This window comes from Mesorhizobium sp. P2_E9 (assembly GCF_056403815.1).
In genome coordinates this window covers 72,354-94,625 of record NZ_JBFUET010000003.1, presented here as the reverse complement: position 1 = coordinate 94,625, position 22,272 = coordinate 72,354, and the positions used below count along the sequence as shown (strand labels likewise).

Here is a 22,272-nt window from a genome sequence, read left to right as displayed (position 1 = left end):
CGAACCTCAGGTCCGCATCTTCTCGCCGCTCGGGTCGAAAGGCGCCTCGACATTGATGCGCGCCGGACGCCGATGTCCGAGGATCTCGATCTCGAACAGGCCGGCACTCTCGTCCTCGGCAAGGGCTGCCGGCACATAGCCTTGCGCCATCGACTTCTGGACATAGTGGGCATAACCGCCCGATGTGATCCAGCCAACCACGCGCCAGTCGCCATCGACGATGCCGCGCACGGCGGAAGCGCCTTCAGCGGCCTTGGAACCACGGATTTCCTTGCCTGATGTATCGAAGCGCGGCGCACCGTAGCCATGCGGCTTTTCCACCGTGCCAAAGTCCTTGCTGACCTTGGCCCAGATAGGCTCGTCGCCCATGACGTCGGCGTCGGCGGCGTCGACGATGAAGGATACACGGCGCAGTTTCGGGCCTTCCGCCTGTTCCTTGGCGGCCGCTTCGCGGCCGATGAAATCGTTCTTCTCGAGCTTGATGAAGCGGTCCATCGAGCCTTCGAACGGGCCGTAGATCGGCCGTAGCTCGCGGAACCAGGTCGGGAAGTTCTTTTCGAGACGCATGGACAGCAGCGCGCGCATGCCGAAATCGACCAGGCCGAATTCCTCGCCGGCATCCTTGATCGCCTTATACACCAGCCGCTCATAGGCCGGTGCCATCCAGATTTCGTAGCCGAGGTCGCCGGTATAGGTGATGCGGTTGACCAGGCACGGTGCACCGCCGACCGCCATCTCGCGGAAATCCATGAAGCGGAAGGCTTTTGTCGAGATGTCGACATCGACCAGCTTCTGAAGCAAGTCGCGGGATTTCGGCCCGGCAATCGAGAGGCCGACCAGCGTCTGGTCGAAACGGTGGATGCGCACGGAACCGTCCTTCGGCAGGTGCTTTTCGAACCAGCGCATGTGGTATTTCTGCGCGGCCGACGAGCCCCAGATCATGAAGCGGTCTTCACCGGCCTTGGCGATGGTGAAGTCGCCGATTAGTTTGCCGAATTCGTTGATCATCGGCGTCAGCACAATGCGGCCGGTCTTCGGCATGCGGTTGGTCATCAGCCGGTTGAGGAACTCTTCCGCACCCGGTCCCGACACTTCGTATTTGGCGAAGTTGGCGATCTCGGTGACGCCAACGCGCTCGCGCGTGGCGCGCACTTCCTCGCCGATCGGGCCAAAGTCGTTCGAGCGATGGAAGGAGACGATGTCTTTCGGCTCCTTGCCCTTCGGCGCGAACCACAGCGGGGTTTCGAGGCCCCAGCTGTCGCCCATGACGGCATTGTTGACCAGCATGGTGTCGTAGAGCGGCGTTGTCTGCGCCGGGCGTGCCGCCGGCAGTTCTTCGTTAGGGAAGCGGATGGAGAAGCGGCGCGAGTAGTTTTCGCGCACCTTGGCGTTTGTGTAGCGCAGGCCCGCCCATTCGCCGAAGCGGGCGACGTCCATGCCCCAGACGTCGAAGCCCGGATCGCCATGCACCATCCAGTTCGACAGTGCGAGGCCGACACCGCCGCCCTGGCTGAAGCCGGCCATGACGGCGCAGGCGCACCAGAAATTGGTCAGGCCCTGCACCGGACCGACCAGCGGATTGCCGTCGAGCGCGAAGGTGAAGGGGCCGTTGATGATCTGCTTGATGCCGGCCTTTTCGATGCCGGGGAAATGCTTGAAGCCGATCTCCAGCGACGGCGCGATGCGGTCGAGGTCCGGCGGCAGGAGTTCATGGCCGAAATCCCAGGGCGTGTTGACCGGCGACCACGGCTTGCAGGCCTTCTCATAGGTGCCGAGCAGGATGCCATTGCGCTCCTGGCGGGTGTAGATCTCGCCCTTGAAGTCGAGCACGCCGATCATCTCGCGGCCGGTCGACTTGTTGAACTCCTCGACCTCCGGCATCGGCTCGGTCAAGAGATACATGTGCTCCATGGCCAGCACCGGCAGTTCGACGCCGACCATGCGACCGATCTCGCGTGCCCACAGGCCGCCGCAATTGACGACATGCTCGGCGTGGACCGTGCCCTGTTCGGTGACGACGTTCCAGGTGCCGTCGGGCTGCTGCGTCAGGTCGACGACGCGGTTGCGCAGCACGATCTCGGCGCCCAGCTTCTTCGCCGCCTTGGAATAGGCGATGGTGGTGCCGGACGGGTCGAGATGGCCTTCGACCGGATCCCACATGGCGCCGACGAAGTTGGTCTCGTCCATCAGCGGGAACATCGCCTTGGCTTCGGACGGCGTGATCAGCTCGGTGTCCATGCCGAGATAGCGGCCCTTGGCGTGAGCAAGGCGCAGGAAGTCCATACGCTCGGGCGTATCGGCCATCATCACGCCGCCGGTCAGATGCAGCGAGCAGGACTGGCCGGAGATTTCCTCGATCTCCTTGTAAAGCTGCACGGTGTAGGCCTGCAGCTTGGCGACGTTCGGGTCGCCGTTCAGCGTATGGAAGCCGCCCGCCGCGTGCCAGGACGAGCCGGAGGTCAGTTCCGAGCGCTCGATCAGCATGATGTCGGTCCAGCCGGCCTTGGCCAGGTGATAGAGCACCGAGCAGCCAACGACACCGCCGCCGATGACAACCGCTTTTACGTGGGATTTCATGAAGATAGGTCCGTTTTTGCGTAAACTGAATCAGGGTGGGTGAGCGAGCGTGGCGACGCAGGCTTCCCGATCAAAAATCGGTCGGCGCGCCGCCTTCGGCCGTGCGCTTCTGGACGAAATCGTTGAGCTCCTCGCGGATCGCCGGGTCCATGTAGGGCTCGTCATAGGACGCCAGCCGCTCTTTCCAGACCTTGTTGGCCTTTTCCAGCGCGGTCGGCGAGCCGGCTTCCGCCCAGGTCTCGAAATTGCGCCAGTCGGAAAGGATCGGCGAGTAGAAGGCGGTCTTGTAGCGGTCCTGCGTGTGTTGGGTGCCGAAGAAATGGCCGCCGGGGCCGACCGACTGGATGGCGTCGAAGCCGAGCGCCTCTTCGGACAAATCGAGCGGGGTCAGGAATTCGGCCACCATCTGCAACAGGTCGATGTCGAGAATGGTCTTTTCGTAGGAGCAGCGCAGGCCGCCTTCGAGCCAACCGGCGCCGTGCATCATCAGATTGCCGCCCCCTTGTATGGCGCCCCACAGCGAGAACACGCTCTCATAGGCCGCCTGCGCGTCGACCGTGTTGGCGGCGCAGGTGTTGGAGGTGCGGTAGGGGATGTTGTAGCGGCGGGCAAGCTGGCCGCCGACGAGCTGCGCCTTCATATATTCGGGCGTGCCGAAGGCCGGTGAGCCGGACTTCATGTCGACATTGGAGGTGAAGCCGCCATAGCCGACAGGCGCACCCTTGCGCACCATCTGGGCGAAGGCGATGCCGGACAGCGCCTCGGCATTCTGCTGCACCAGTGCGCCGGCGATGGTGACCGGCGCCATGGCGCCCGACAAAGTGAAGGGCGTGACGACAACGACCTGGCCCTTGCTCGACATCTGGATGATGCCTTCCATCATCGGTACGTCGAGCTTGAGCGGCGAATTGGTGTTGATGATGGTGAAGACGGACGGCTCCTCGAGCAGTTGCTCGTGGCTGATGCCGCGCGCGATCCTGGCGATCTCGATGCCGTCGACATTGCGCTCCTTGCCGAGCGAATAGATGTGGAACACCTTGTCGGTCAGCGTGGCGAGGTCGCGGATGCATTCGAGGTGGCGGACCGACGGATGGATATCGGTCGGCTCGACCGGATAGCCACCAGTGCAGTTCAGGATGTTGTGCATCTGCGCCAGGCGCAGGAAGTTGCGGTAGTCCGCCTGGTTGCCGGGCCGGCGGCCGCGATCGATGTCGGAGCAGTTCGGCGCCGACGCCATCATCGACAGGATCACATTGTTGCCGCCGAAGCGGACGTTGTGCGCAGGGTTGCGGGCATGCAGCGTGAATTCCGACGGGCAGTTCGAGATCAGATCGAGGATCATGTCGCTGTCGAAGCGCACCCGCTCCGAGCCTTCGCGCACATCGGCGCCATGTGCCTTCATGATGCGGCGGGCTTCGTCGTGCAGGACGTCGACGCCGATCTCCCTGAGCACCCGCAAGGAGGCGAGGTGGATCGATTCCAGCTCGTCATCCGAGACCAGCTTGGTCGGCGTGAGCGGGTTTCTAAGCTGGCGGAAAGCCGGCTGCTCGAACGCGGCCGAGCCTCCGGCGCGCTTTCCGGCGCGGCCGCCACGGCGGGCACGGTCGGGCGCCAAAGCCGGTTCTAGGGGGTGTAGGGCGGCGGTCATGATGGTCCTCGTACGATGCGAACAGCGGGCGGCATAATGGACCGGCGGCCCGCCGGCCATTGCGGAGGCGGCGACCACTAGGGCGAGGGAAGCGACATGCCGGAACGGCAGCTTTGCGAGAGTCTCAAATGACCGGTTGATTGATCTCGCGCTCTTGAGTTTGGGTGTCGGTCCTCAGTTCCAACCGAGGATGGTGACGGACGGCTCGCGATGAAAGACAAAGTAGCTGCGGTATACATAGTCCAATGAATGTATCGCCATTGCCCGCGCCGCGCGCGACGAAACGTGAAAAGTTGAGCGGTAGTAGGACGTTAGGGACGACACTGCTTTCGGATACTGCCTGCGTAGGACGCGATAGGCCTTGCGGTAAGCTGGACCTTGCATCGCCCATTTCTTCAGTCCGTCATCAACTTCGGCACGTGAGTTGTAGAGTTCGCGTTTCAACGCCCACGGACGTATGGCGGCGTTGGCCCAAGCCTGCTCCACCTCATATGCTATACGCGCGGTCGGCTGAAGCGTGCCTTCATCTTTTCCCGGCCCCAGCGCCGCGGCAAGCAGGGTTGCCAAGCGTTGCACCGGTTTGGGGACCAGCAGCACCGCTCGGGTCAACTCAGGCATGAAGGCGATGTGACAGTGGGGGGACATCCCGGCTTCGTCCAGAATGTATACGTCCCAGCTTCCTTCCTGATTTTGGTCGATTGCCCACAGTTGGCCCGACGCCGAATTCTGCAACAGTTGCAGCGGGCGCCAAACCTCTTGGATGACGGGCCGCAGACCATGTGTTTGTGCCTGCTGGGGATCGACCAAGAACGTTTCAACGGGAAGCGAAGGGTCGACCAGATAATAGCTGTACCAGTCGCCGCGCCAGCCAACTGCGCTCTCCGCCACGATCAGTCGCTTCCCATTCTGTGGCGAGATTTGCCAATACAGATTGCGCAGCGTGTTCGGGTCGCCCGGATAAGCGATTTTGTCGAACACTTCGGGGTCGGCGATCTGGGCGTTGCCAGCCTCGATATGCTCTTCGCCGATGCTGAGCACCAACCGGGACATGGCAGCGGCCGCGATGGGCAAGGGCGCCCTCATGCTGAACGTGTCGGACCTGAATTGCGCCGAGGCCATCGCCAGAGCCTCGACACACTCCGAGCGCCGTGTGTCACCCGTCATCTGCGGCCATGCGAACGCTGTGCCGGCGGTGAAAAGCATGCAGGCGCCGGCAATCGCAGATTGCTTGAAGACGGTGGAAACGGTCATTGCATCCTCGCTCGTAACCCGTACGAACGATGCGCTTCCTGACGCCAGCCGGCGTAGCGTTTTGTTTGGCCTTGATTGGCATCGGCGGTCGCGCGATGTATGCCGTTGTGCGGATTTGTCCGGTGCAATATGAGGCCAGATATCGAACCTTCAGAGAACGTAGCGATGGCGGAGCGCGTTCGGGAGGAATTAGCCCGCCGTCGCATGTCTCGTCAGACGCTGGCCGATAGCGCCAAAATCAGCATTTCGACCCTTGAAAAGGCACTGAACGGAAGCCGTCCTTTCACCATCGCGAGCGTCGTTCGGCTGGAAACCGCCTTGGGCATTTCGCTACGCGTTCAGGTGCCCAAGGTCTCTTCGTCGAGGCCGGATCTGGGTGGATATGCCAAAGCCGGTGTTGCGTGGCTGGAGGGAGATTATCTGACGCTGCGGCCTTCCTTTGAGCTTGCCGGCGCCATCTATGCTTATCGCACGCAAATCTATTGGGACGGGGATCAAGAGTGTCTGGCGTTTCGCGAAATGGATCGCCTGGACGCGCCGTTTTCGCAAAAGGGCGTGGTCTCGATTCCCAACAGGTCCGGGCAAATCTATCTCTACACCAACGATCAGGGGCAGATGCGTATCGCCATCCTGAACCGTCCTCATATCCGTGGTGAGATCTACGGACTGCTGGCGACGCTGGCCGTCGGCGCGGGCAGCAATCTTACCCCTGTTGCGGCGCCGATCGCGCTGTTGCCTTGGCCGGGCGTTGGAAATCCGAAATTGGGGCGTATTCTTGAGGGCGATATCGAATACGCGGACTATCAAAGACATCTCACTATGATCGTTGATGCCGGCTACGCAAAGTTGTTGACGTAGTCGTCAAGAGCCGACCCGATGAAGAGAGGCCGCCGGACGATCCCGGACAATTGGATTTCCGCGCCTGGACCTTCCTTTTCCGGCAATGAACCGATAGCTGGGGCTCGCCGGCCTGATGGCCGGCAAATGGGCTGGCAAGTGTCCGGGCGAAGAGAGCTGTATGGTCGCAACCAACGCCGCCGAAGGCGAAGCGGGAACGCAGTGGGCAGCGCTCGCCGGCGTCACCGCGGCACTTGCCATGTTCGGCGCCGCGCAAGGGCTGAGCTCCCCGCTGTTCACGCTTCTGATGCAGAAGCAAGGCCTGTCGCCCGGGCTGATCGGACTGTCGGCGGCGATGATGCCGCTCGGGCTGATCCTGTCGGCCTCGTTCGTGCCGGCGGCGGTGCGGCTGGTCGGCGCGCGCAACCTGGCGGTCGGCTGCTCGCTGATCGGCGCGCTGTGCTTTCTGGCGATCGGCTATCTGCAGAACTGGGTCGCCTGGTACGTCATCCGCTTCATCATCGGCGTGGTCATCAACCCGCTCTATATCCTTGGCGAGGTGTGGGCGCTGTCGCTTTCGCCGCCTTCGCGGCGTGGCCGGGTGATGGGGGTGTTCAACACGCTGATGGGCGCCGGCTATGCCGCCGGACCCTTCACCTTGACCTTCGTCGGCACATCGGGCTGGGCGCCGTTCAGCGTCGGTGTCGGCGGCTTCATGCTTTGCGCCGTCATTCTGCGCCTTGTCTCGTCAAAACTCACCGGCTTCGAGGATGACGGTCAGCCGGCCGGCAGCTTTGTCGGTTTTGCCCGGGTGGCGCCGGCGCTGCTGCTGGCCGTGCTGGTGTCGGCCGCCGTCCAGCAAAGCACCTATGCGCTGGTCCCGGTCTTCGGCGCCGGCTATGGCCTGCCGGAAGCCGTGCTCGCCGCACTGGTGATGGCGCTGTCGCTCGGCAACATCCTGCTGCAGATCCCGCTCGGCCTGCTGGCCGAGCGCTTCGGCGGCCGCCCCATGATCGTGGCCTGCGCGGTGGCGACAATGGTTTGCGCGGCGCTGCTGCCGCTGCTGATCACCACACCGCTGATCTGGGGCGTGCTGCTGGTGATGGGCGCTGTCGGTTACGGCGTCTACACGATGGCGCTGGTCGAACTCGGCAGCCGCTTCAAGGGCACGCTGCTCGTCACCGGCAATGCGGCCTTCGCCTTGCTGTGGGGCGTTGGCGGCATTGTCGGCCCACCGGGCGCCGGCCTGCTCATGCAAGGCATCGGTTCGCTGGGGCTGCCGGTGGTGATCGCCGGTCTCGACGCTGTTCTGGTCGCCTTCGCTCTGTACCGCTCCTCGCAACGTCGAGCCTCCTGACATGCATCTGGCTGGAGCAAGCGCTTCCCAGCGGCGGGGCTTACCGCTGTTTGGCCAAACCGCTAATTCTGCCGCGCACCAACGGTAGGACCATGGCCGCGGCGGATTCGGAAACTGGCGAAGGAATGCAGTGGGCAGCGATCACCGGCGTGATCGCGACCGTCTCGGTGTTCGCCATCGCGCAAGGGCTGTCCTATCCGCTGCTGAGCTTCATCCTGCAGCGCCAGGGCGTCTCGCCGGCGATGATCGGCCTGTCGGCGGCGATGACACCCGTCGGCTTCATCGTCTCCTCGCCACTGATCCCGGCGCTGGCGCGGCAGTTCGGGGCGGGGCGCACGGCGCTCATTTGTGCCGCGCTCTCGGCTGTCGTGCTGGCGCTGATCGGCTGGACGCAGAATGTCTATCTCTGGTTTCCCCTGCGCTTCCTGATCGGCGTGGTGACCAATCCGCTCTATGTCTTGAGCGAAATCTGGGTGATCGCGCTGGCGCCCCCGGCGCGGCGCGGGCGCATCATGGGCGTCTATTCGACGATCATCTCGGCCGGCTTCGCGGCTGGCCCGCTTTGCCTGCTTGCCGTTGGTACACAGGGATGGCCGCCCTTCCTCGTCGGCATTTGTGCCTTCGTGCTGTGCGGCGTCTGCCTGGCGTCGGTGCTGCCGCGCCTGCCGAAGGTGGACGAAGCCGGTCACCAGGTTTCCGTCCTGAACTTCGTGCCGATGGCGTGGCTGCTTCTGTTCGCGGTCATCGTGGCTGCGGGTTTCGAACAAGGGGCGCTGGCCCTGCTGCCGGTCTATGGCACCCATCACGGCATCGCTGAAGTCCGCATGTCGGCGCTGCTGTCGATGATGATCGCCGGCAACATCGCCATGCAAGTGCCGCTCGGCCTGCTGGCGGAGAGGCTGACCGCACGCCTGGTGCGGCTTGCCTGTGTTTCCTTGACGGTGCTCGGATGCGTGCTGCTGCCGCTTCTCATCGAAACGCCACTGATCTGGCCGATGATTTTCGTCTGGGGCGCGGTGTCCTACGGCATCTACACGATGTCGATCATCGAGCTTGGCGAGCGCTTCACCGGCTCGACGCTGGTCGCCGGCAACGCGGCCTTTTCGCTGATGTGGGGCGTTGGTGGCATAGCTGTGCCGCCGCTGGCTGGTAGCGCCATGGACATATTGGGTGCAGGAGGCCTGCCGATCACGCTCGGCCTGCTATGCCTGGTGCTGGCGGTTGCGAGTGTTTTTGGCCGCAGATCAGCGTGAGCCTCTCATTTGCTTTGTCGTCTGAAAATTGCCCAGAGGTCACAATCGGCATGGTGTTCTGGCGGGTAATATTTGCTGCGCAGCATCCTTTGAATTTCAACAGCGCGATCAAAGTCTGGGATTAGTCCGACATCGGACAGCTCCGAATTCTCAAATGCTTCTGGAAAGCCGCCGCAGTTGGTCAGTGCGCTTGTTGAAACGTCCTGGTCCAGCAGGTCGTAGCCGAGGAACGCAAATCCATCCCAGTCAAGTTGGCGCACATCCGTCGAAGGTCTTCGTATCACGCCAAGGATGTTGACGGCGCTCTCATCGGCCAACTCTGAAAGAAGGAAGTTCAGGTCGACGAAGAAATCGAGCATATAATCTTCGTTCACAATGTGGGGCCAATAGCTGTCCTTTGTGTCTTCGAGAGCGGCGGGGCAAAGCATTGTGTCGAGCGTGACGACCTCGGTCAGTTGGGTGAGGCCCGACCACTCGACGTATTTGGTCCATCCGGTGCCGTCGGATGGACCAAATCTCTCTTTCGCAATGTACAGACGCTGCACGAGTTTTCCCCTATGGCGATGGTGGCTCGATAAGGTTTTCGCAGTTGATACGGTATCGCTGGGATCGCTTCTTTCGTGCGTTCCAATTGAATTTCGGTAGTGGCATGACGATGTTTGCCACACCGCGCCTTGATGAGTTTATCGGAGACCATATGACCAAGTCGACCTCACAGAGCCTGCCGAATTCCATGGCTGACGACCCCTTCCTCTGGCTGGAGGACAGGACAAGCAAACCGTCGCTCGACTGGGTGCATGGCCAGAACGAGATCACGACAGGTGAATTGCAGGGCGATCCATCCTATCAGGCGTCGTTCCAGACCGCGCTCGACCTGATGACGGCCGAGGACAACATCGCTGTCGGCGCGGCCATCGCAGGCCATGTTTATAATTTCTGGCAGGACAAGACCAATGCGCTCGGGCTGTGGCGCCGCACGACGGTGGCTTCCTACAAGACCGAGAAGCCGGTCTGGGAAACGATCATCGACTTCGACCAACTCGCGGCGAAGGAGGGGATCAAGTGGGTGTTCAGCGGCGCCAGCCGGCTCTATCCGGATTTCAGCCGCTGCCTGCTGTCGATGTCGCCGGACGGCGGCGACGCCAGCGAGATGCGCGAATTCGACATCGAGACCAAATCGTTTATCGAAGGTGGGTTTCGCGCGCCGGCGTCGAAGTCGGGTTTCAGTTGGCTGGATAAGGACACGGTCATCGTCTCGGCTGCCTTCGAGGACACTGACAAGACCGAGTCCGGCTATCCGCGCGTGATCAAGCTCTGGAAGCGTGGCACCAAGCTGGAAGCGGCGACGCCGATCTTCGAGGCGCAGAAAGACGATCTCGCCGCTGGAGCCGGCGTCGAGTTCGACGGCGACAAGCGTCATGTGTTTCTGGCGCGGGCAATCAATTTCTTCGCATCGCACAGTTTCCTGCATCTCCCGTCCGGTGAAAACAGGCGCGTTCCGCTGCCCGACGATGTCACCGACACATCGCTGTTCAAGGACCAGCTGCTGTTCGGGGTGCGCACGCCATGGACGGCGCCGGACGGCACGCTGTGCCAGCCGGACGGGCTTTATTCCCTCGATTTCGCACACTGGATCGAAACCGGCAGTTTTGGCGCCATCGATACCCTGTTGGCGCCGGCCTATCGCGTGTCGATCGCCGGCATTGCCCGCACGCAGGACCGGCTGTTCATCAGCCTGATGGACAATGTGCGCGGCAAGGTTCTTGTCTGCGAGCGTAGGGATGGCGCCTGGTCGATGAAACCGGTTGCGCTGCCTGAAAATGGCACTGTCGGCATCAGCCATGCCGAGCATTTCGGCTCAAGCGTGTCCTTCTCCTTCACGGATTTCCTGACGCCGAGCTCGATCATCTGGTCCGATGACGATGGCGAGACGCTCGCCACGGTGAAGTCGCAGCCGGCGCGTTTCGATGCCTCGCCGCTGATCTCGGAGCAGTTCGAGGCACGGTCGAAGGACGGCACGATGATCCCGTATTTCGTCGTCCGGCGGCGCGACCAGAAGGGGCCGGCGCCGACGCTGCTCTATGGTTATGGCGGGTTCGAAGTGCCGCTCTTGCCCGGCTATGCCGGCGTGCGCGGCAGGCTTTGGCTGGAGAAGGGCAATGCCTATGTGCAGGCCTGCATCCGCGGCGGCGGCGAGTTCGGGCCGGCCTGGCACCAGGCGGCGCTGAAAGGCAATCGCCAGAACGGTTTTGACGATTTCGCCGCGGTGGCCGAGGATGTCGTCAAGCGCGGCATCGCGACAGCAAGCTCGCTCGGCATCCAGGGTGGCTCGAATGGCGGCTTGCTGACCGGCGTTTCCCTGACACAGCATCCGGAACTTTTCGGTGCGGTCATTATCGAGGTGCCGCTGCTCGACATGCTTCGTTACACCGAACTGCCACCCGGCGCCTCATGGATGGCAGAGTATGGCGATCCGTCGAAGCCGGAAGATGCCACGTGGCTTGCGGCCTATTCGCCGTATCAGCATGTAGAGTCCTCTGCCGCCTATCCGCCGGTCCTTCTGACAACCTCGACCGCCGATGATCGCGTCCATCCCGGCCATGCGCGCAAGATGGCGGCCCGACTGCAGGAGGCCGGTCATGCCAGGACGCTGTTCTTCGAGGAAACCGAAGGCGGACATGGCGGGCGTGGCGACCGCCGGCCGCAAGCGGCGCAGACGGCGATGAAGTATGTGTTCCTGCAACGGGCGCTCAGCGCCAAGGCCTAGACGTATTCCGTCATGGGTCAAGCAAAGGGTGGTTCACCTCGGCCAGCCTTTGCTCTAAGGTGCCCTCCATGGCTCCTGCTATGACCTTTGTCTGCACGTTCGGGGTCGCGGTGACACCGTCACCGCGCACGCTGCGTGCGGAGCTTTTGCGGTTGTGCGCCCGCATCGGTTATTCACCACCCGCCATCCTCTGACGAATTCGCCCCGGCGCCAGCCGGAATAATTTCAGAGGAAAGATCCAGACATGACCTATCAGAACTATTCGCTGAAGCAGCTTCAGCAGATCGACGCCGCGCATCATCTGCATCCCTTCACCGACCACAAGGAATTGCGCGAAGCGGGTTCCCGCATCATCACTCACGCCAATGGCCCGTTCATCTACGATTCCGAAGGGGCCGAACTGCTCGACGGCATGGCCGGCCTGTGGTGCGTCAACATCGGCTATGGTCGCGACGAACTGGCCGAGGCCGCCTATGCGCAGATGAAGGAACTGCCATACTACAATTCCTTCTTCAAATGCTCGACCCCGACGCCGGTGCTGTTGTCCAAGAAGCTGGCCGAGATCGCGCCGAAGAACGTCAACCAGGTCTTCTACGGGTCCTCAGGTTCGGAAGCCAACGACACCGCATTGCGTCTTGTCCGCCACTACTGGGTGCTGGAAGGCAAGCCGGAGAAGAACCGCATCATCTCGCGCAAGATGGCCTATCACGGCTCTACCATCGCCGGCACGTCGCTCGGTGGCATGGATGCCATGCACAAGCAGCTCAACGGGGCCGTGCCCAACATCGTCCATGTGATGATGCCCTATGCCTACGAACTGGCGCTGCCGGGCGAAAGCGACCATGATTTCGGCCTGCGCGCGGCCAAATCGGTCGAGGACGCCATCCTCGAAGCCGGCGCCGACAAGGTCGCGGCTTTCATCGGCGAGCCGGTGATGGGCGCGGGCGGCGTCAAGATCCCGCCGGCCAGCTACTGGCCGGAAGTGCAGCGCATCTGCCGCAAATACGATGTGCTTTTGATGCTCGACGAGGTCATCACCGGCTATGGCCGCACGGGCGAATGGTTCGCGGCGCAGACCTTCGGCATCGAGCCCGACACCATCACTACGGCAAAGGCACTGACCTCTGGCTACCAGCCGCTGTCGGCACTGCTGGTCGGCGACCGCATCACCTCGACGCTGGTCGAGAAGGGCGGCGAGTTCAACCACGGCTACACCTATTCCGGGCACCCCGTGGCCTGCGCCGTGGCCTTGAAGAACCTGGAGATCATCGAACAGGAAGGCCTGGTCGACCGCGTCAGGGACGACACCGGTCCTTACTTCGCCAAGGCCCTGCAGGAGCGCATTGCCGGGCATGGCCTGGTCGGCGAGGTGCGCTCGATCGGGCTGATGGGGGCGATCGAGATCGTCAAGGACAAGGCGACCAAGGAACGGTTCCTGCCGTCGGGAAGTGCCGCGGTGACGGTGCGCGACCATGCCATCGCCAACGGCATGATGCTGCGCGCCACCGGCGACACGATGATCCTGTCGCCGCCGCTGATCTGGACCCGCGACACTATCGACATGGCCTGCGAGCGCATCGGCAAGGCGCTGGATCTGGCACAGGCGGATCTGCGCAAGCGCTAGAGCGAACCTCGACCCGGGCGTTTCCAGAGGGAACGCCCGGCCTCGAGAAACATACTGCCGCGATGGGGAACAACTTCATCCTCCGCGCGTAGTGTGTGAGGCAGCGGCCGGCCCGGTTGCGACAAGGGGTTCATTTTCCATGAGAAAAACCGGCAAGAGCCGACGCGCGCAAGAAGCAGCCAGCATCGGCGGAGACCTGATGCTGGCGCCGCTGGTGGCAATGATGCGTATGCCATTGATGGCGATGGACGCCGGCAGCAGCCAGCCCTGGAGCACCGAGACCGCGCGCGCGGTGAGCGAGAAGACTGCGGCCATGGCCGAAGGCGCGTTCGCGGCGCAGATGTCTTTCCTGCAGTCGGCATCGCGGTTCTGGCCGGAACTCCTTTCCGGTCGCACGCCGTCGCTGTTCAACGGCGTCGCGGCGGAGCGGTCGATCAATGCCGGGCTGAAGCCGGCCAGCCGCGCGGTGAAGGCGAATTTTCGCCGGCTGTCGACAAAGGCTTGAAATGAGGCCTGGCGGAACTTTGATTTTGCGCATTGTCGGGATCATGCGCTAGAACCGATCGGCGTACGCACCGATGGGGGATTTCATGGCCGGACAACCGCTCAACCAGCCCGCTGAAATTCCGCCCGAACTCGACCGCTGGAACTGGGGCGCCTTCTTCCTCAACTGGATCTGGGGCATTGGCAACAGCACCTTCATCGCGCTGCTGGCGCTGATCCCTGTCGTCAACCTCATCATGATCTTCGTGCTTGGCGCCCGTGGCAGCCGCTGGGCCTGGCAGAACCGGGCCTGGCGCGACGCTGAGCAATTCCGCAAGACGCAGCGCAACTGGGCGATCGCTGGCCTTGCCGTCTGGGTGGTCAGTATCGGGGGCTGTGCGACGATCGTCGGCAGCGTCCCCTTCATGCTCAAAGGCAGTGATGCCTACCACATGACCATGGATGCCATTGGCGCCGACACCCGCGTTAAGGCCGTGATCGGCGACGATGTGACCGACAATTTCTGGGTTGGCGGCAGCCTCAGCGTCAACGCGAACGGGGCGGGCGACGCCCAGTTCAGCATCCCCGTCCATGGCGCCAAGGGCAAGGGCACTGTGTTTTCCCGCTTGGTTCGCAATGCAGGCACATGGAGCATGCGCCTGCTGGTGGTCAGGGTGGATGGGGTGGATGCGCCGATCGTATTGACCAACGAAGATCATGTGCCAATTCCGAACGCGGCGATCGGGATATAAACATCAGCCTGGATATGACGCGGCAGAAACGCAAAAACCGCGCTCCATCGGGAACGCGGCTTTGCCAGATACGCATGGCGCTTCGCTACTGAAACACTGCGAAACTTACGGGCTCCGGTACGCGAGACCTGATCCGGAGCGCCGGGCGGATGCGATATGTCCGCCTCGCCATCCGTTTTATAGGGACATCGTTACCGCCGAGTTATCGAGAGCTTAAGCAAATCTAAATTTGCGGGTTTTCTGTGCGACGATTCCGGAAAAAGCCCATCAAATCCATTGGTTACGCTGGGTTACCCCTGAGAAAATTAATTATGCCGGAGAAATCGGCGCCGCCATGCCCCTGGGCGTTGAACAGGGCGTAGAGCTGTGCCGCCTCGGCGCCAAGCGGCGTCACCGCGCCCGCGGCAAGTGCTGCTTCCTGGGACAATTTCAGGTCTTTCAGCATAAGGGCCGCGGCAAAGCCCGGTCTGTAATCCCTGTTGGCGGGCGAGGTGGGCACCGGGCCGGGCACCGGGCAATAGGTGGTCAAGGACCAGCACTGGCCTGACGAGGTCGAGGCGACGTCGAACAGCGCCTGATGCGATAGGCCGAGCTTTTCCGCCAGCACGAAGGCTTCGGCGACGCCGATCATCGAAATGCCGAGGATCATGTTGTTGCAGATCTTTGCCGCCTGGCCGGCACCATCGCCGCCGCAATGGACGATCCGCCCTGCCATCGGCTTCAGGATCGGCTCGGCGGCGGCGAAGGCATCGTCGGAGCCGCCGGCCATGAAGGTCAGCGTGCCAGCCGTCGCACCGCCGGTGCCGCCGGAGACCGGTGCGTCGATCGACAGCAAGCCGTGCTTTGCGGCCGTCGCATGCGCCTTGCGCGCCGAGTCGACGTCGATCGTCGAGGAATCGATGAACAGCGCGCCCTTTTTCGCCTTGGGCGCGATGTCCTCGTAGACGGACAGCACGTGCTTGCCGGCCGGCAGCATGGTGATCACCACATCGGCGTCCTTCACTGCGGCCGGCGCATTGGCCATGACGGTCACGCCATGTTCCCTGGCGGTTACCAGGTTTTCCGGCACCAGATCGAACCCGTTCACGGCATGCCCCGCCTTGACTAGGTTGGCTGCCATCGGATTGCCCATGTTACCGAGGCCGATGAAGGCAATCGTCGTCATTGTCTCTCTCCGAATTCTGGTGATCTCAACGGCCAATCAGGGCGCGGGCGATAATGACTCGCATGATCTCGTTGGTGCCTTCGAGGATCTGGTGGACGCGCAGGTCGCGCACCAGTTTCTCGATGCCGTAGTCGTGCAGATAGCCGTAGCCGCCAAGCAGTTGCAGCGCATCGTTGGCGACGGTGAAGCCGGTGTCGGTGACGAAGCGCTTGGCCATGGCAGACCATTTGCCGGCATCCGGCGCCTTGCGGTCGAGCTTGGAGGCCGCCGCATAGAGGAAGATGCGCGCTGCCTGCAGTTCGGTCTCCATGTCGGCCAGCCTGAACTGCAAAGCCTGGAACTGGTTGATCTTCGAGCCGAAGGCCTTGCGCTCAGCCGTGTAGGACAGCGCCTTGTCGAGCGCCGATTGGGCGCCGCCCAGCGAACAGGCGGCGATGTTCAGCCGGCCGCCATCGAGCCCGGCCATGGCGATGCCGAAGCCGGCGCCTTCACCCGACAAAAGGTTTTCCGCCGGCACCTTGCAGTCCTCGAAAATGACCTGGCGGGTCGACTGCATATGCCAGCCCATCTTGTGCTCGTTGGCGCCGAAGGAGAGGCCGGGCGCATCTTTCGGCACGACGATAGTGGAAATGCCCTTTGGCCCGTCGGCGCCGGTTCGCACCATGACGGCATAGACATCGCTGTCGCCGGCGCCGGAGATGAACTGCTTGGCGCCGTTGAGGACATAGTCGCCGCCGCTCTTCACCGCGCGTGTCTTCAGCGCCGCGGCATCGGAGCCGGAGCCCGGTTCGGTCAGGCAGTAGCTTGCTAGCCATTCCATCGAGGTCAGCTTCGGCAGGAAGCGCTGGCGCTGCTCCTCATTGCCGAAACGGTCGATCATCGAGGCCACCATGTTGTGGATCGAGATGAAGGACGAGAAAGCCGGATCGGCATGCGACAGCGCCTCGAAGATCAGCACGGCGTCGAGGCGGCCCAGCGCCGAGCCGCCGACATCGTCCCTGACATAGATGCCGCCGAGGCCGAGCGGGCCTGTCTCGCGGATCACATCGGCGGGAAAGTGCTTCCTGCGGTCCCAGTCGAGCGCGTTCGGCGCGACGCGGTCGGCGGCGAAGGCCTGCGCCATCTCCTGGATGGCGCGTTGTTCCTCGTTGAGTTCGAACTGGCTGGTGCTCGCATCGACCGCAGCGTCCATGGCGTGCTCCCTATGTGCTGGCCAGCTAGTCCGCTGGCCTGTCGTTTTTGGCTTTGCGCGCGCACCAATCTAGACCAATGATGCCGCCGCGCAACCCGATCCCCTGCGGAGCGGCTGTGCATCAATGCATGTCCGGAGCGAGATGTGACGACAAAATTTGATGAACTGCTGCGGCGCTTCCACGCCTATCTCGCTTCCGTGGATGACGCCCTGGTCCGCGACGCCGTGGCGCGGATCGGTTGGGACATGGCGGCCCGTGCGCTGGAGCCGCATCCGCTCGGCTGCCTGCGTCATCTCGATCGCGCGGCAGAGTTGGCGCCGATCGCTGCGAAGCCGCTGGTGCAAGTGCTTGCCAAGCAGCGCAACCAATTGCGCTGGGGGCAGACCTACACCGAGGCTGATTTCGGCAAAGCCTTCATCGACAATTACGGCTGGCTGGAAATGTTCGGCACACGCGGCCATTTCGCCAATGACGCGGTGGCGGCCGGCCTGCTGATTCTTGGGCCTGGGATCATCTATCCCGACCACCATCATGTCGCCGAGGAGATCTACATTCCGCTGACCGGCGGTACGGAATGGCGCATGGGCGAGGGCGGTTTTCGCAAGCGGGAGGCCGGCGAGGTCGTGCACCACGCTTCCAATGTCAACCACGCCATGCGAACCGGCAACGAGCCGCTTCTGGCGCTCTACATCTGGCGCGGCGGGCCGCTGGCGCAGAAATCCACGATCACCGGAACCACGGCGCAGGGCCGGAACTGATGGCCAAAGCGATCATGCTGCAAGGCACGGGTTCGGATGTCGGCAAGACGGTGCTGGTCGCAGGCCTGTGCCGCGCCGCCAGGAATCGTGGCCTCAAGGTGCGGCCGTTCAAGCCTCAGAACATGTCGAACAACGCGGCGGTCGCCGATATTCCCGGCGACAACAGCAAAAGCGGCGGCGAGATCGGCCGCGCGCAATGGCTGCAGGCAATCGCTTGCGGGGTCGCGCCATCGGTCCACATGAATCCGGTGCTGCTCAAGCCGCAGACCGATGTCGGCGCGCAGGTCATCGTGCAGGGCAAGGTATTCGGCGAGGCACGGGCGCGCGACTACCAGGCGCTGAAGGGCCGGCTGATGAATGCCGTGCTGGACTCCTGGGCCAAGGTCGGCGAGGGCGCCGATCTGGTCATCGTCGAGGGCGCCGGCTCGCCGGCCGAGATCAATCTTCGCAGCCGCGACATCGCCAATATGGGCTTTGCCACGCGTGCCAATGTGCCGGTGGTGCTGGTCGGCGACATCGACCGCGGCGGCGTTATCGCCTCGGTCGCCGGAACGCATCTGATCCTGCCGGAAGAAGACCGGCGCATGATCGTCGGCTACCTCATCAACAAGTTTCGCGGCGATGTCTCGCTGTTCGATGACGGCCTGAAGGCGATCGAAACATTTACGGGATGGCGCTGCTTTGGCGTCGTGCCGTGGCTGAAGGCGGCGGCGCGGCTGCCCTCGGAGGATTCGGTGGTGCTGGAGCGGCTGGCATCCGGCGAGGCGCGCGCGCTGAAAGTGGCGGTGCCGATGCTTGGCCGCATCGCCAATTTCGACGATCTCGACCCGCTCAAAGCCGAACCGCAGGTCGAAGTGGTGTTCGTGCCGCCGGGCAAGCCGCTACCGACCGATGCCGGGCTGGTGGTCATTCCCGGCTCCAAGTCGACGATCGGTGATCTCCTGAAATTCCGCGAGAATGGCTGGGACCGGGATCTGGCCGCGCACCGCAAGCGCGGCGGCCATGTCGTCGGCATTTGCGGCGGTTTTCAGATGCTTGGCCGTCGGGTGCGCGATCCCGATGGCATCGAAGGCAGCGTCACCGAGGCTGAGGGGCTCGGCCTGCTCGACATTGAAACGGTGATGGAACCGGAGAAGACGGTGCGCAATGTCAGTGCGCGCTCGGTCCAATTCGATCTGCCGCTCGAAGGCTACGAAATCCATCTCGGCCGAACCACCGGCCCGGACACCATGCGGCCGTCGGCGATCATCAATGGTGTCGCGGACGGCGCGATCTCGGCTGATGGCAAGGTGTCGGGCACCTATATGCATGGCCTGTTCGGCGCCGACGCCTTTCGCGGAAAATTCCTCGAAAGCCTCGGCATCAAGGGCGGCGGCATCGACTATCGCGCCGAGGTCGAACGGGCGCTGGACGAGGTCGCGGCCGAGCTGGAGACCCATCTCGACTGCGACGCGATCTTTGGGCTGGCGCGTTAGACCCGGCCTACGCTTTCTCCGCCGCCTTCGGCCAGTAGGTGCCGAACGACCAGACACCGCCTTCCGGATCGCGGCAGATAAATTCGCGGCTGCCATAGTCGCGGTTCGTCAGTTCCTGGATGATCGTGGCGCCGGCTTTCCTGGCCTTGGCATAGGCGGCGTCGGCATCGTCGACGGCGATATAGATCGACTTGCCGCCACCGGAACCGGGCTCACCGACCATCTTGCCGTAGTCGTCGTCGCGCACCGTGCCCAGCATGATCATCGAGGAACCGAAGACCAGTTCTGCATGGTGCACGATTTCGCCTTCGCCATAGCGGGCGCGGACGCTGAAGCCGAAGGCTTCGCCCAGCCAGTCGATCATTTTCGCCGCGTTTTTATACCGTAAAGCGGGGTAGAGGCGGGGGGCTTCAGTGGTGGTGGGCATGGGAACTCCTTCATCTGGGTTGGTCGATGAATCCTGTTTGTGCATGTCGTTGTCCCAAAACCGCTGCGCACTTTTGGGCGACATGCATCACTCTGTTCGAAGGCCGTTCCAGCGTCTTGAAGAAATGTTACCTGCTGACAAGTGCCGTCGGCGTCTCGCCGGCAAGGTCGCGGAACTCGCGCACCAGATGCGCCTGGTCGGCATAGCCGCAATCGGCCGCGATATCGGCCCAGTCCACCGTTTGTTGCCGCGACAGGCCGAGCGCCCGGTTGAAGCGGACGATGCGTGACAGCGTTTTTGGGCCGATGCCGGTTGCGTCGGTGAATTTTTCGGCGAGGTGCTTGCGGCTCCAGCCCAGTCGTTCCGCGATCGACGCAATGCGGGTTCGGCCGCCCGATGTGATGATGCGGTCATAGGCCCAGGCGATTTCCAGCGGCGTTTCGGCAGCGCTCGCAAGACGGGCGGTGACGAAGGCTTCGGCTAGGTCGAAACGCGTCGTCCAGTCCGGCGCGTTGCCAAGCTGTTCGCGCAGCGCCATGCCTTCGGTGCCCAGCACGTTGTCGAGGACGACCATGCTGTCGGTCAGTTCGCTCATCGGCAGGCGGAAGAAGCGGCGCGCGCCAAGCGGGGTGAAGTTGATCTGCACACAGCAAGCGGCACCGAAGGATTCGATCATCACCGGCCCGGCAAAGAGGCCGGCGGCGAAGCTGGCGAAGCGGTCATTGTCGCCGGGTGTCTTGCCGAGGCCGATGGCGAAGGGCTCGGCGAAGCTGATGACCAGCGGCACGGTCAGCGAGGCGTATTCGACATTGCGGAAATGGCCAGGCGCCGTTTCGCGATAGCCGCAAATGTCGGTGACAACGCCATCAAGTGCAGGATCGGCAAGGCGCCGGCGCATCTCGAAACGCCCCGCGATGGAGCGGTCCAGTTCCTTCCGGCGCTGCATCTCGATCGGCATCGGCCATCCTTCCGCCGGGATAAATCTACAGCAATTCCAGGAAAAGTGTGAGACGGTTTTCCGTCCAGAATTGCGTCAAAACAAAGAGATAGCCATGGGCCGGAATCAAAAGCGCCCGGCTTTTGGCCGGGCGCTTCCAGTCCCCACTTCAAGGGAAACTTGTCAGGCGCCGCGCATCAGGCAGCCGCCGGCCAGCACGACGAAAGCGATGGTCACAATCCAGACCGAGGCCAATGGAATGAACGCCAGAATACCGAGGGCTGCGAGAACCCCAATGATGGCGATAACAACTGCAATGATGAAAACGATCTGTGTGGGTGCGCTGAGATTCATGTTTGGCTCCTCCTCAACATGATTCGAACAGCGGCAGTCTATCACACACCGATCATGACACGCAGCGGATTGGCCGGATCGGCCAGCAGCTTCACCGCCAGCGCCACGCAGACGATCACCAGCAGCGGCTTGATCAGCCTGGCGCCGATGCGCATGGCGAGGCTCGCACCGACACGGGCGCCGAGGAACTGGGCAACGCCCATCATCAGGCCGATCTTCCAGGAGATGACGCCGACAGCGGCAAAGACGATGAAGCCGCCGATGTTCGAGGCGAAATTGAGCAGCTTGGTGTGCGCCGTCGCCTTGAGCACGCCATAGCCGGCAAGCGCGACGAAGGCCAGCATGTAGAAGGAGCCGGCGCCGGGACCGAACAGGCCGTCATAGAAGCCGATCGCCGGCACCAGGGTCAGTCCGAACAGGAATGGCGACAGACGTTCGGCCCGGTCGACATCGTTCATGTTGGGCTTGAGCGCGAAATAGAGCGCGATGGCGATCAGCACTAGCGGCAGCAGGGCGCGCAGGAGATCGCCCGGAACGATGGTGGCCAGCAAAGCGCCGATGGCACTTCCAACAAGTGCCAGCAATGCAGACGGCAATTGCCGGCGCAGGTCGACATGGCCTTTCGAGGCATAGTGGATGGTCGCCGACCCGGAGCCGAACATGCCTTGCAGCTTGTTGGTTCCAAGCGCCTCGACCGGCGAGAAACCGGCCAGCAGCAGTGCCGGAATGGTGATCAGCCCGCCGCCGCCGGCGATCGAATCGACAAAGCCCGCGGCAAAGGCGGCGAAGGCGAGCATGGCGATTGTCTGGGTGGTGAGGTCGATCATCTGATATGCGGAGACGTCCGGTCGGCGGGATAACGGCGTTCGACCACGACAGCCCTGTTTGCGCAAGGCCGATTCCGCGCTACCTCTATCCAAGCGCATCGCGCTAGGATTTCTATTTGTGTGCAGTTAACCCGGAAAGAGGCCCCGATGGCATTCGCATTGCTGGACCAGATACGCTCCATCTTCGACGGCGACCCCGGTGTGCGCAAGGTCGCCGACGATCCTGTCCTGTCGGCCGAACTGCTGATGCTGTTCCGCATGATCCTCGCCGACGGGACGGTCAGCGAGAGCGAGATGGTTGCCTTCCGGCGCATCTGCAAGGACGCCTTCGGCATTCAGGAAACCAGCGTCGACGCCGTCATCGAATATCTCAACGAGTTCGGCTACGAGACCAACGGCTCGCAAGCAATCGCGCTGTTTCGCGACCTCGACGTCGAACGGCGCAAGCAATTGGCCCAGCACATGGCGGAGATCGCCAAGGCGGATTCGCAACTGGCCGAGAGCGAGGTGCGCCTCTTGCGCCGCACGCTCGACCTGCTCGACATCAGCCCGGTCGATGTGGTGAAGCCGGAAGAATAGGGACAAAC

The 22,272-nt window shown here is 62.9% G+C and carries 20 protein-coding genes; 10 read left to right on the top strand and 10 right to left on the bottom strand.

What is annotated here, in order from left to right; all coding sequences use genetic code 11:
• Positions 1-6: 6 nt before the first annotated feature.
• The 3 genes from AC1D05_RS06485 to AC1D05_RS06475 all read right to left on the bottom strand — a co-directional run bounded on the left by AC1D05_RS06485 (position 7) and on the right by AC1D05_RS06475 (position 5,476).
• Complete coding sequence (locus tag AC1D05_RS06485; RefSeq protein WP_477439304.1) at positions 7-2,577, bottom strand: GcvT family protein; 2,571 nt, start codon at positions 2,575-2,577, stop codon at positions 7-9.
• Between the two features lie 70 nt (positions 2,578-2,647).
• The gene (locus AC1D05_RS06480) at positions 2,648-4,225 is read right to left on the bottom strand and encodes a trimethylamine methyltransferase family protein (protein WP_202350065.1); all 1,578 of its coding nucleotides are present in this window, start codon (positions 4,223-4,225) and stop codon (positions 2,648-2,650) included.
• Positions 4,226-4,399: 174 nt separating this feature from the next.
• Entirely contained in the window at positions 4,400-5,476 is a 1,077-nt protein-coding gene (locus tag AC1D05_RS06475; RefSeq protein WP_477439302.1) for a hypothetical protein, read from the bottom strand.
• A 165-nt stretch (positions 5,477-5,641) separates the two neighbouring features.
• Here AC1D05_RS06475 and AC1D05_RS06470 point away from each other — a divergent pair, with 165 nt between their 5' ends.
• The 3 genes from AC1D05_RS06470 to AC1D05_RS06460 all read left to right on the top strand — a co-directional run bounded on the left by AC1D05_RS06470 (position 5,642) and on the right by AC1D05_RS06460 (position 8,923).
• Positions 5,642-6,334: a helix-turn-helix domain-containing protein gene (locus tag AC1D05_RS06470; protein ID WP_477439300.1), complete on the top strand. Its 693-nt coding sequence runs from the start codon at positions 5,642-5,644 to the stop codon at positions 6,332-6,334.
• Positions 6,335-6,494: 160 nt separating this feature from the next.
• Positions 6,495-7,670 (top strand): MFS transporter, encoded by a 1,176-nt coding sequence (locus AC1D05_RS06465; protein WP_477439298.1) that lies wholly within the window; start codon positions 6,495-6,497, stop codon positions 7,668-7,670.
• A gap of 125 nt (positions 7,671-7,795) precedes the next feature.
• Entirely contained in the window at positions 7,796-8,923 is a 1,128-nt protein-coding gene (locus tag AC1D05_RS06460; RefSeq protein ID WP_477439296.1) for an MFS transporter, read from the top strand.
• A gap of 5 nt (positions 8,924-8,928) precedes the next feature.
• On the opposite strand, the gene AC1D05_RS06455 is transcribed toward AC1D05_RS06460, so the two are convergent.
• Entirely contained in the window at positions 8,929-9,468 is a 540-nt protein-coding gene (locus AC1D05_RS06455; protein ID WP_477439294.1) for a hypothetical protein, read from the bottom strand.
• Positions 9,469-9,620: 152 nt separating this feature from the next.
• On the opposite strand from AC1D05_RS06455, the gene AC1D05_RS06450 reads away from it, so the two are divergent.
• The 4 genes from AC1D05_RS06450 (at position 9,621) to AC1D05_RS06435 (ending at position 14,549) form a co-directional block, all read left to right on the top strand.
• Positions 9,621-11,690, top strand: a complete 2,070-nt coding sequence (locus tag AC1D05_RS06450) for a prolyl oligopeptidase family serine peptidase (protein ID WP_477439292.1) — start codon at positions 9,621-9,623, stop codon at positions 11,688-11,690.
• Positions 11,691-11,934: 244 nt separating this feature from the next.
• The gene (locus AC1D05_RS06445) at positions 11,935-13,314 is read left to right on the top strand and encodes an aspartate aminotransferase family protein (RefSeq protein WP_477439290.1); all 1,380 of its coding nucleotides are present in this window, start codon (positions 11,935-11,937) and stop codon (positions 13,312-13,314) included.
• Between the two features lie 199 nt (positions 13,315-13,513).
• Positions 13,514-13,819 carry a hypothetical protein gene (locus AC1D05_RS06440; protein ID WP_477439288.1) on the top strand — a complete coding sequence of 102 codons (306 nt, stop codon included), beginning with the start codon at positions 13,514-13,516 and terminating at the stop codon, positions 13,817-13,819.
• An 85-nt stretch (positions 13,820-13,904) separates the two neighbouring features.
• The gene (locus tag AC1D05_RS06435; protein WP_477439286.1) at positions 13,905-14,549 is read left to right on the top strand and encodes a cytochrome c oxidase assembly factor Coa1 family protein; all 645 of its coding nucleotides are present in this window, start codon (positions 13,905-13,907) and stop codon (positions 14,547-14,549) included.
• A gap of 280 nt (positions 14,550-14,829) precedes the next feature.
• Here the strand turns inward: AC1D05_RS06435 and mmsB are convergent, their stop codons facing one another.
• Both mmsB and AC1D05_RS06425 read right to left on the bottom strand, forming a co-directional pair.
• Positions 14,830-15,714, bottom strand: coding sequence for a 3-hydroxyisobutyrate dehydrogenase (gene mmsB, locus AC1D05_RS06430; protein ID WP_477439284.1), 885 nt, complete (start codon positions 15,712-15,714; stop codon positions 14,830-14,832).
• 25 nt (positions 15,715-15,739) lie between these two features.
• A complete protein-coding gene (locus AC1D05_RS06425; RefSeq protein WP_477439282.1) occupies positions 15,740-16,906 on the bottom strand; it encodes an isobutyryl-CoA dehydrogenase in 1,167 nt (388 codons plus the stop codon).
• Positions 16,907-17,050: 144 nt separating this feature from the next.
• Here AC1D05_RS06425 and AC1D05_RS06420 point away from each other — a divergent pair, with 144 nt between their 5' ends.
• Complete coding sequence (locus tag AC1D05_RS06420; protein WP_477439280.1) at positions 17,051-17,665, top strand: dimethylsulfonioproprionate lyase family protein; 615 nt, start codon at positions 17,051-17,053, stop codon at positions 17,663-17,665.
• The gene (locus AC1D05_RS06415) at positions 17,665-19,140 is read left to right on the top strand and encodes a cobyric acid synthase (RefSeq protein WP_477439279.1); all 1,476 of its coding nucleotides are present in this window, start codon (positions 17,665-17,667) and stop codon (positions 19,138-19,140) included. The genes AC1D05_RS06420 and AC1D05_RS06415 overlap by 1 nt, the downstream gene beginning before the upstream one ends.
• A 7-nt stretch (positions 19,141-19,147) precedes the next feature.
• Here the strand turns inward: AC1D05_RS06415 and AC1D05_RS06410 are convergent, their stop codons facing one another.
• The 4 genes from AC1D05_RS06410 to AC1D05_RS06395 form a co-directional block, all read right to left on the bottom strand.
• On the bottom strand, positions 19,148-19,567 hold the full coding sequence (locus tag AC1D05_RS06410) for a VOC family protein (RefSeq protein ID WP_477439277.1): 420 nt from the start codon (positions 19,565-19,567) through the stop codon (positions 19,148-19,150).
• A 127-nt stretch (positions 19,568-19,694) separates the two neighbouring features.
• Positions 19,695-20,525 (bottom strand): helix-turn-helix domain-containing protein, encoded by an 831-nt coding sequence (locus tag AC1D05_RS06405; protein ID WP_477439276.1) that lies wholly within the window; start codon positions 20,523-20,525, stop codon positions 19,695-19,697.
• A gap of 162 nt (positions 20,526-20,687) precedes the next feature.
• Positions 20,688-20,858, bottom strand: a complete 171-nt coding sequence (locus tag AC1D05_RS06400; protein WP_081850490.1) for a hypothetical protein — start codon at positions 20,856-20,858, stop codon at positions 20,688-20,690.
• Positions 20,859-20,899: 41 nt separating this feature from the next.
• On the bottom strand, positions 20,900-21,685 hold the full coding sequence (locus tag AC1D05_RS06395; RefSeq protein ID WP_477439274.1) for a TSUP family transporter: 786 nt from the start codon (positions 21,683-21,685) through the stop codon (positions 20,900-20,902).
• A 147-nt stretch (positions 21,686-21,832) separates the two neighbouring features.
• Between AC1D05_RS06395 and AC1D05_RS06390 the strand changes: the two genes are divergently transcribed.
• Positions 21,833-22,264: a TerB family tellurite resistance protein gene (locus AC1D05_RS06390; RefSeq protein ID WP_477439272.1), complete on the top strand. Its 432-nt coding sequence runs from the start codon at positions 21,833-21,835 to the stop codon at positions 22,262-22,264.
• Positions 22,265-22,272: the final 8 nt, after the last annotated feature.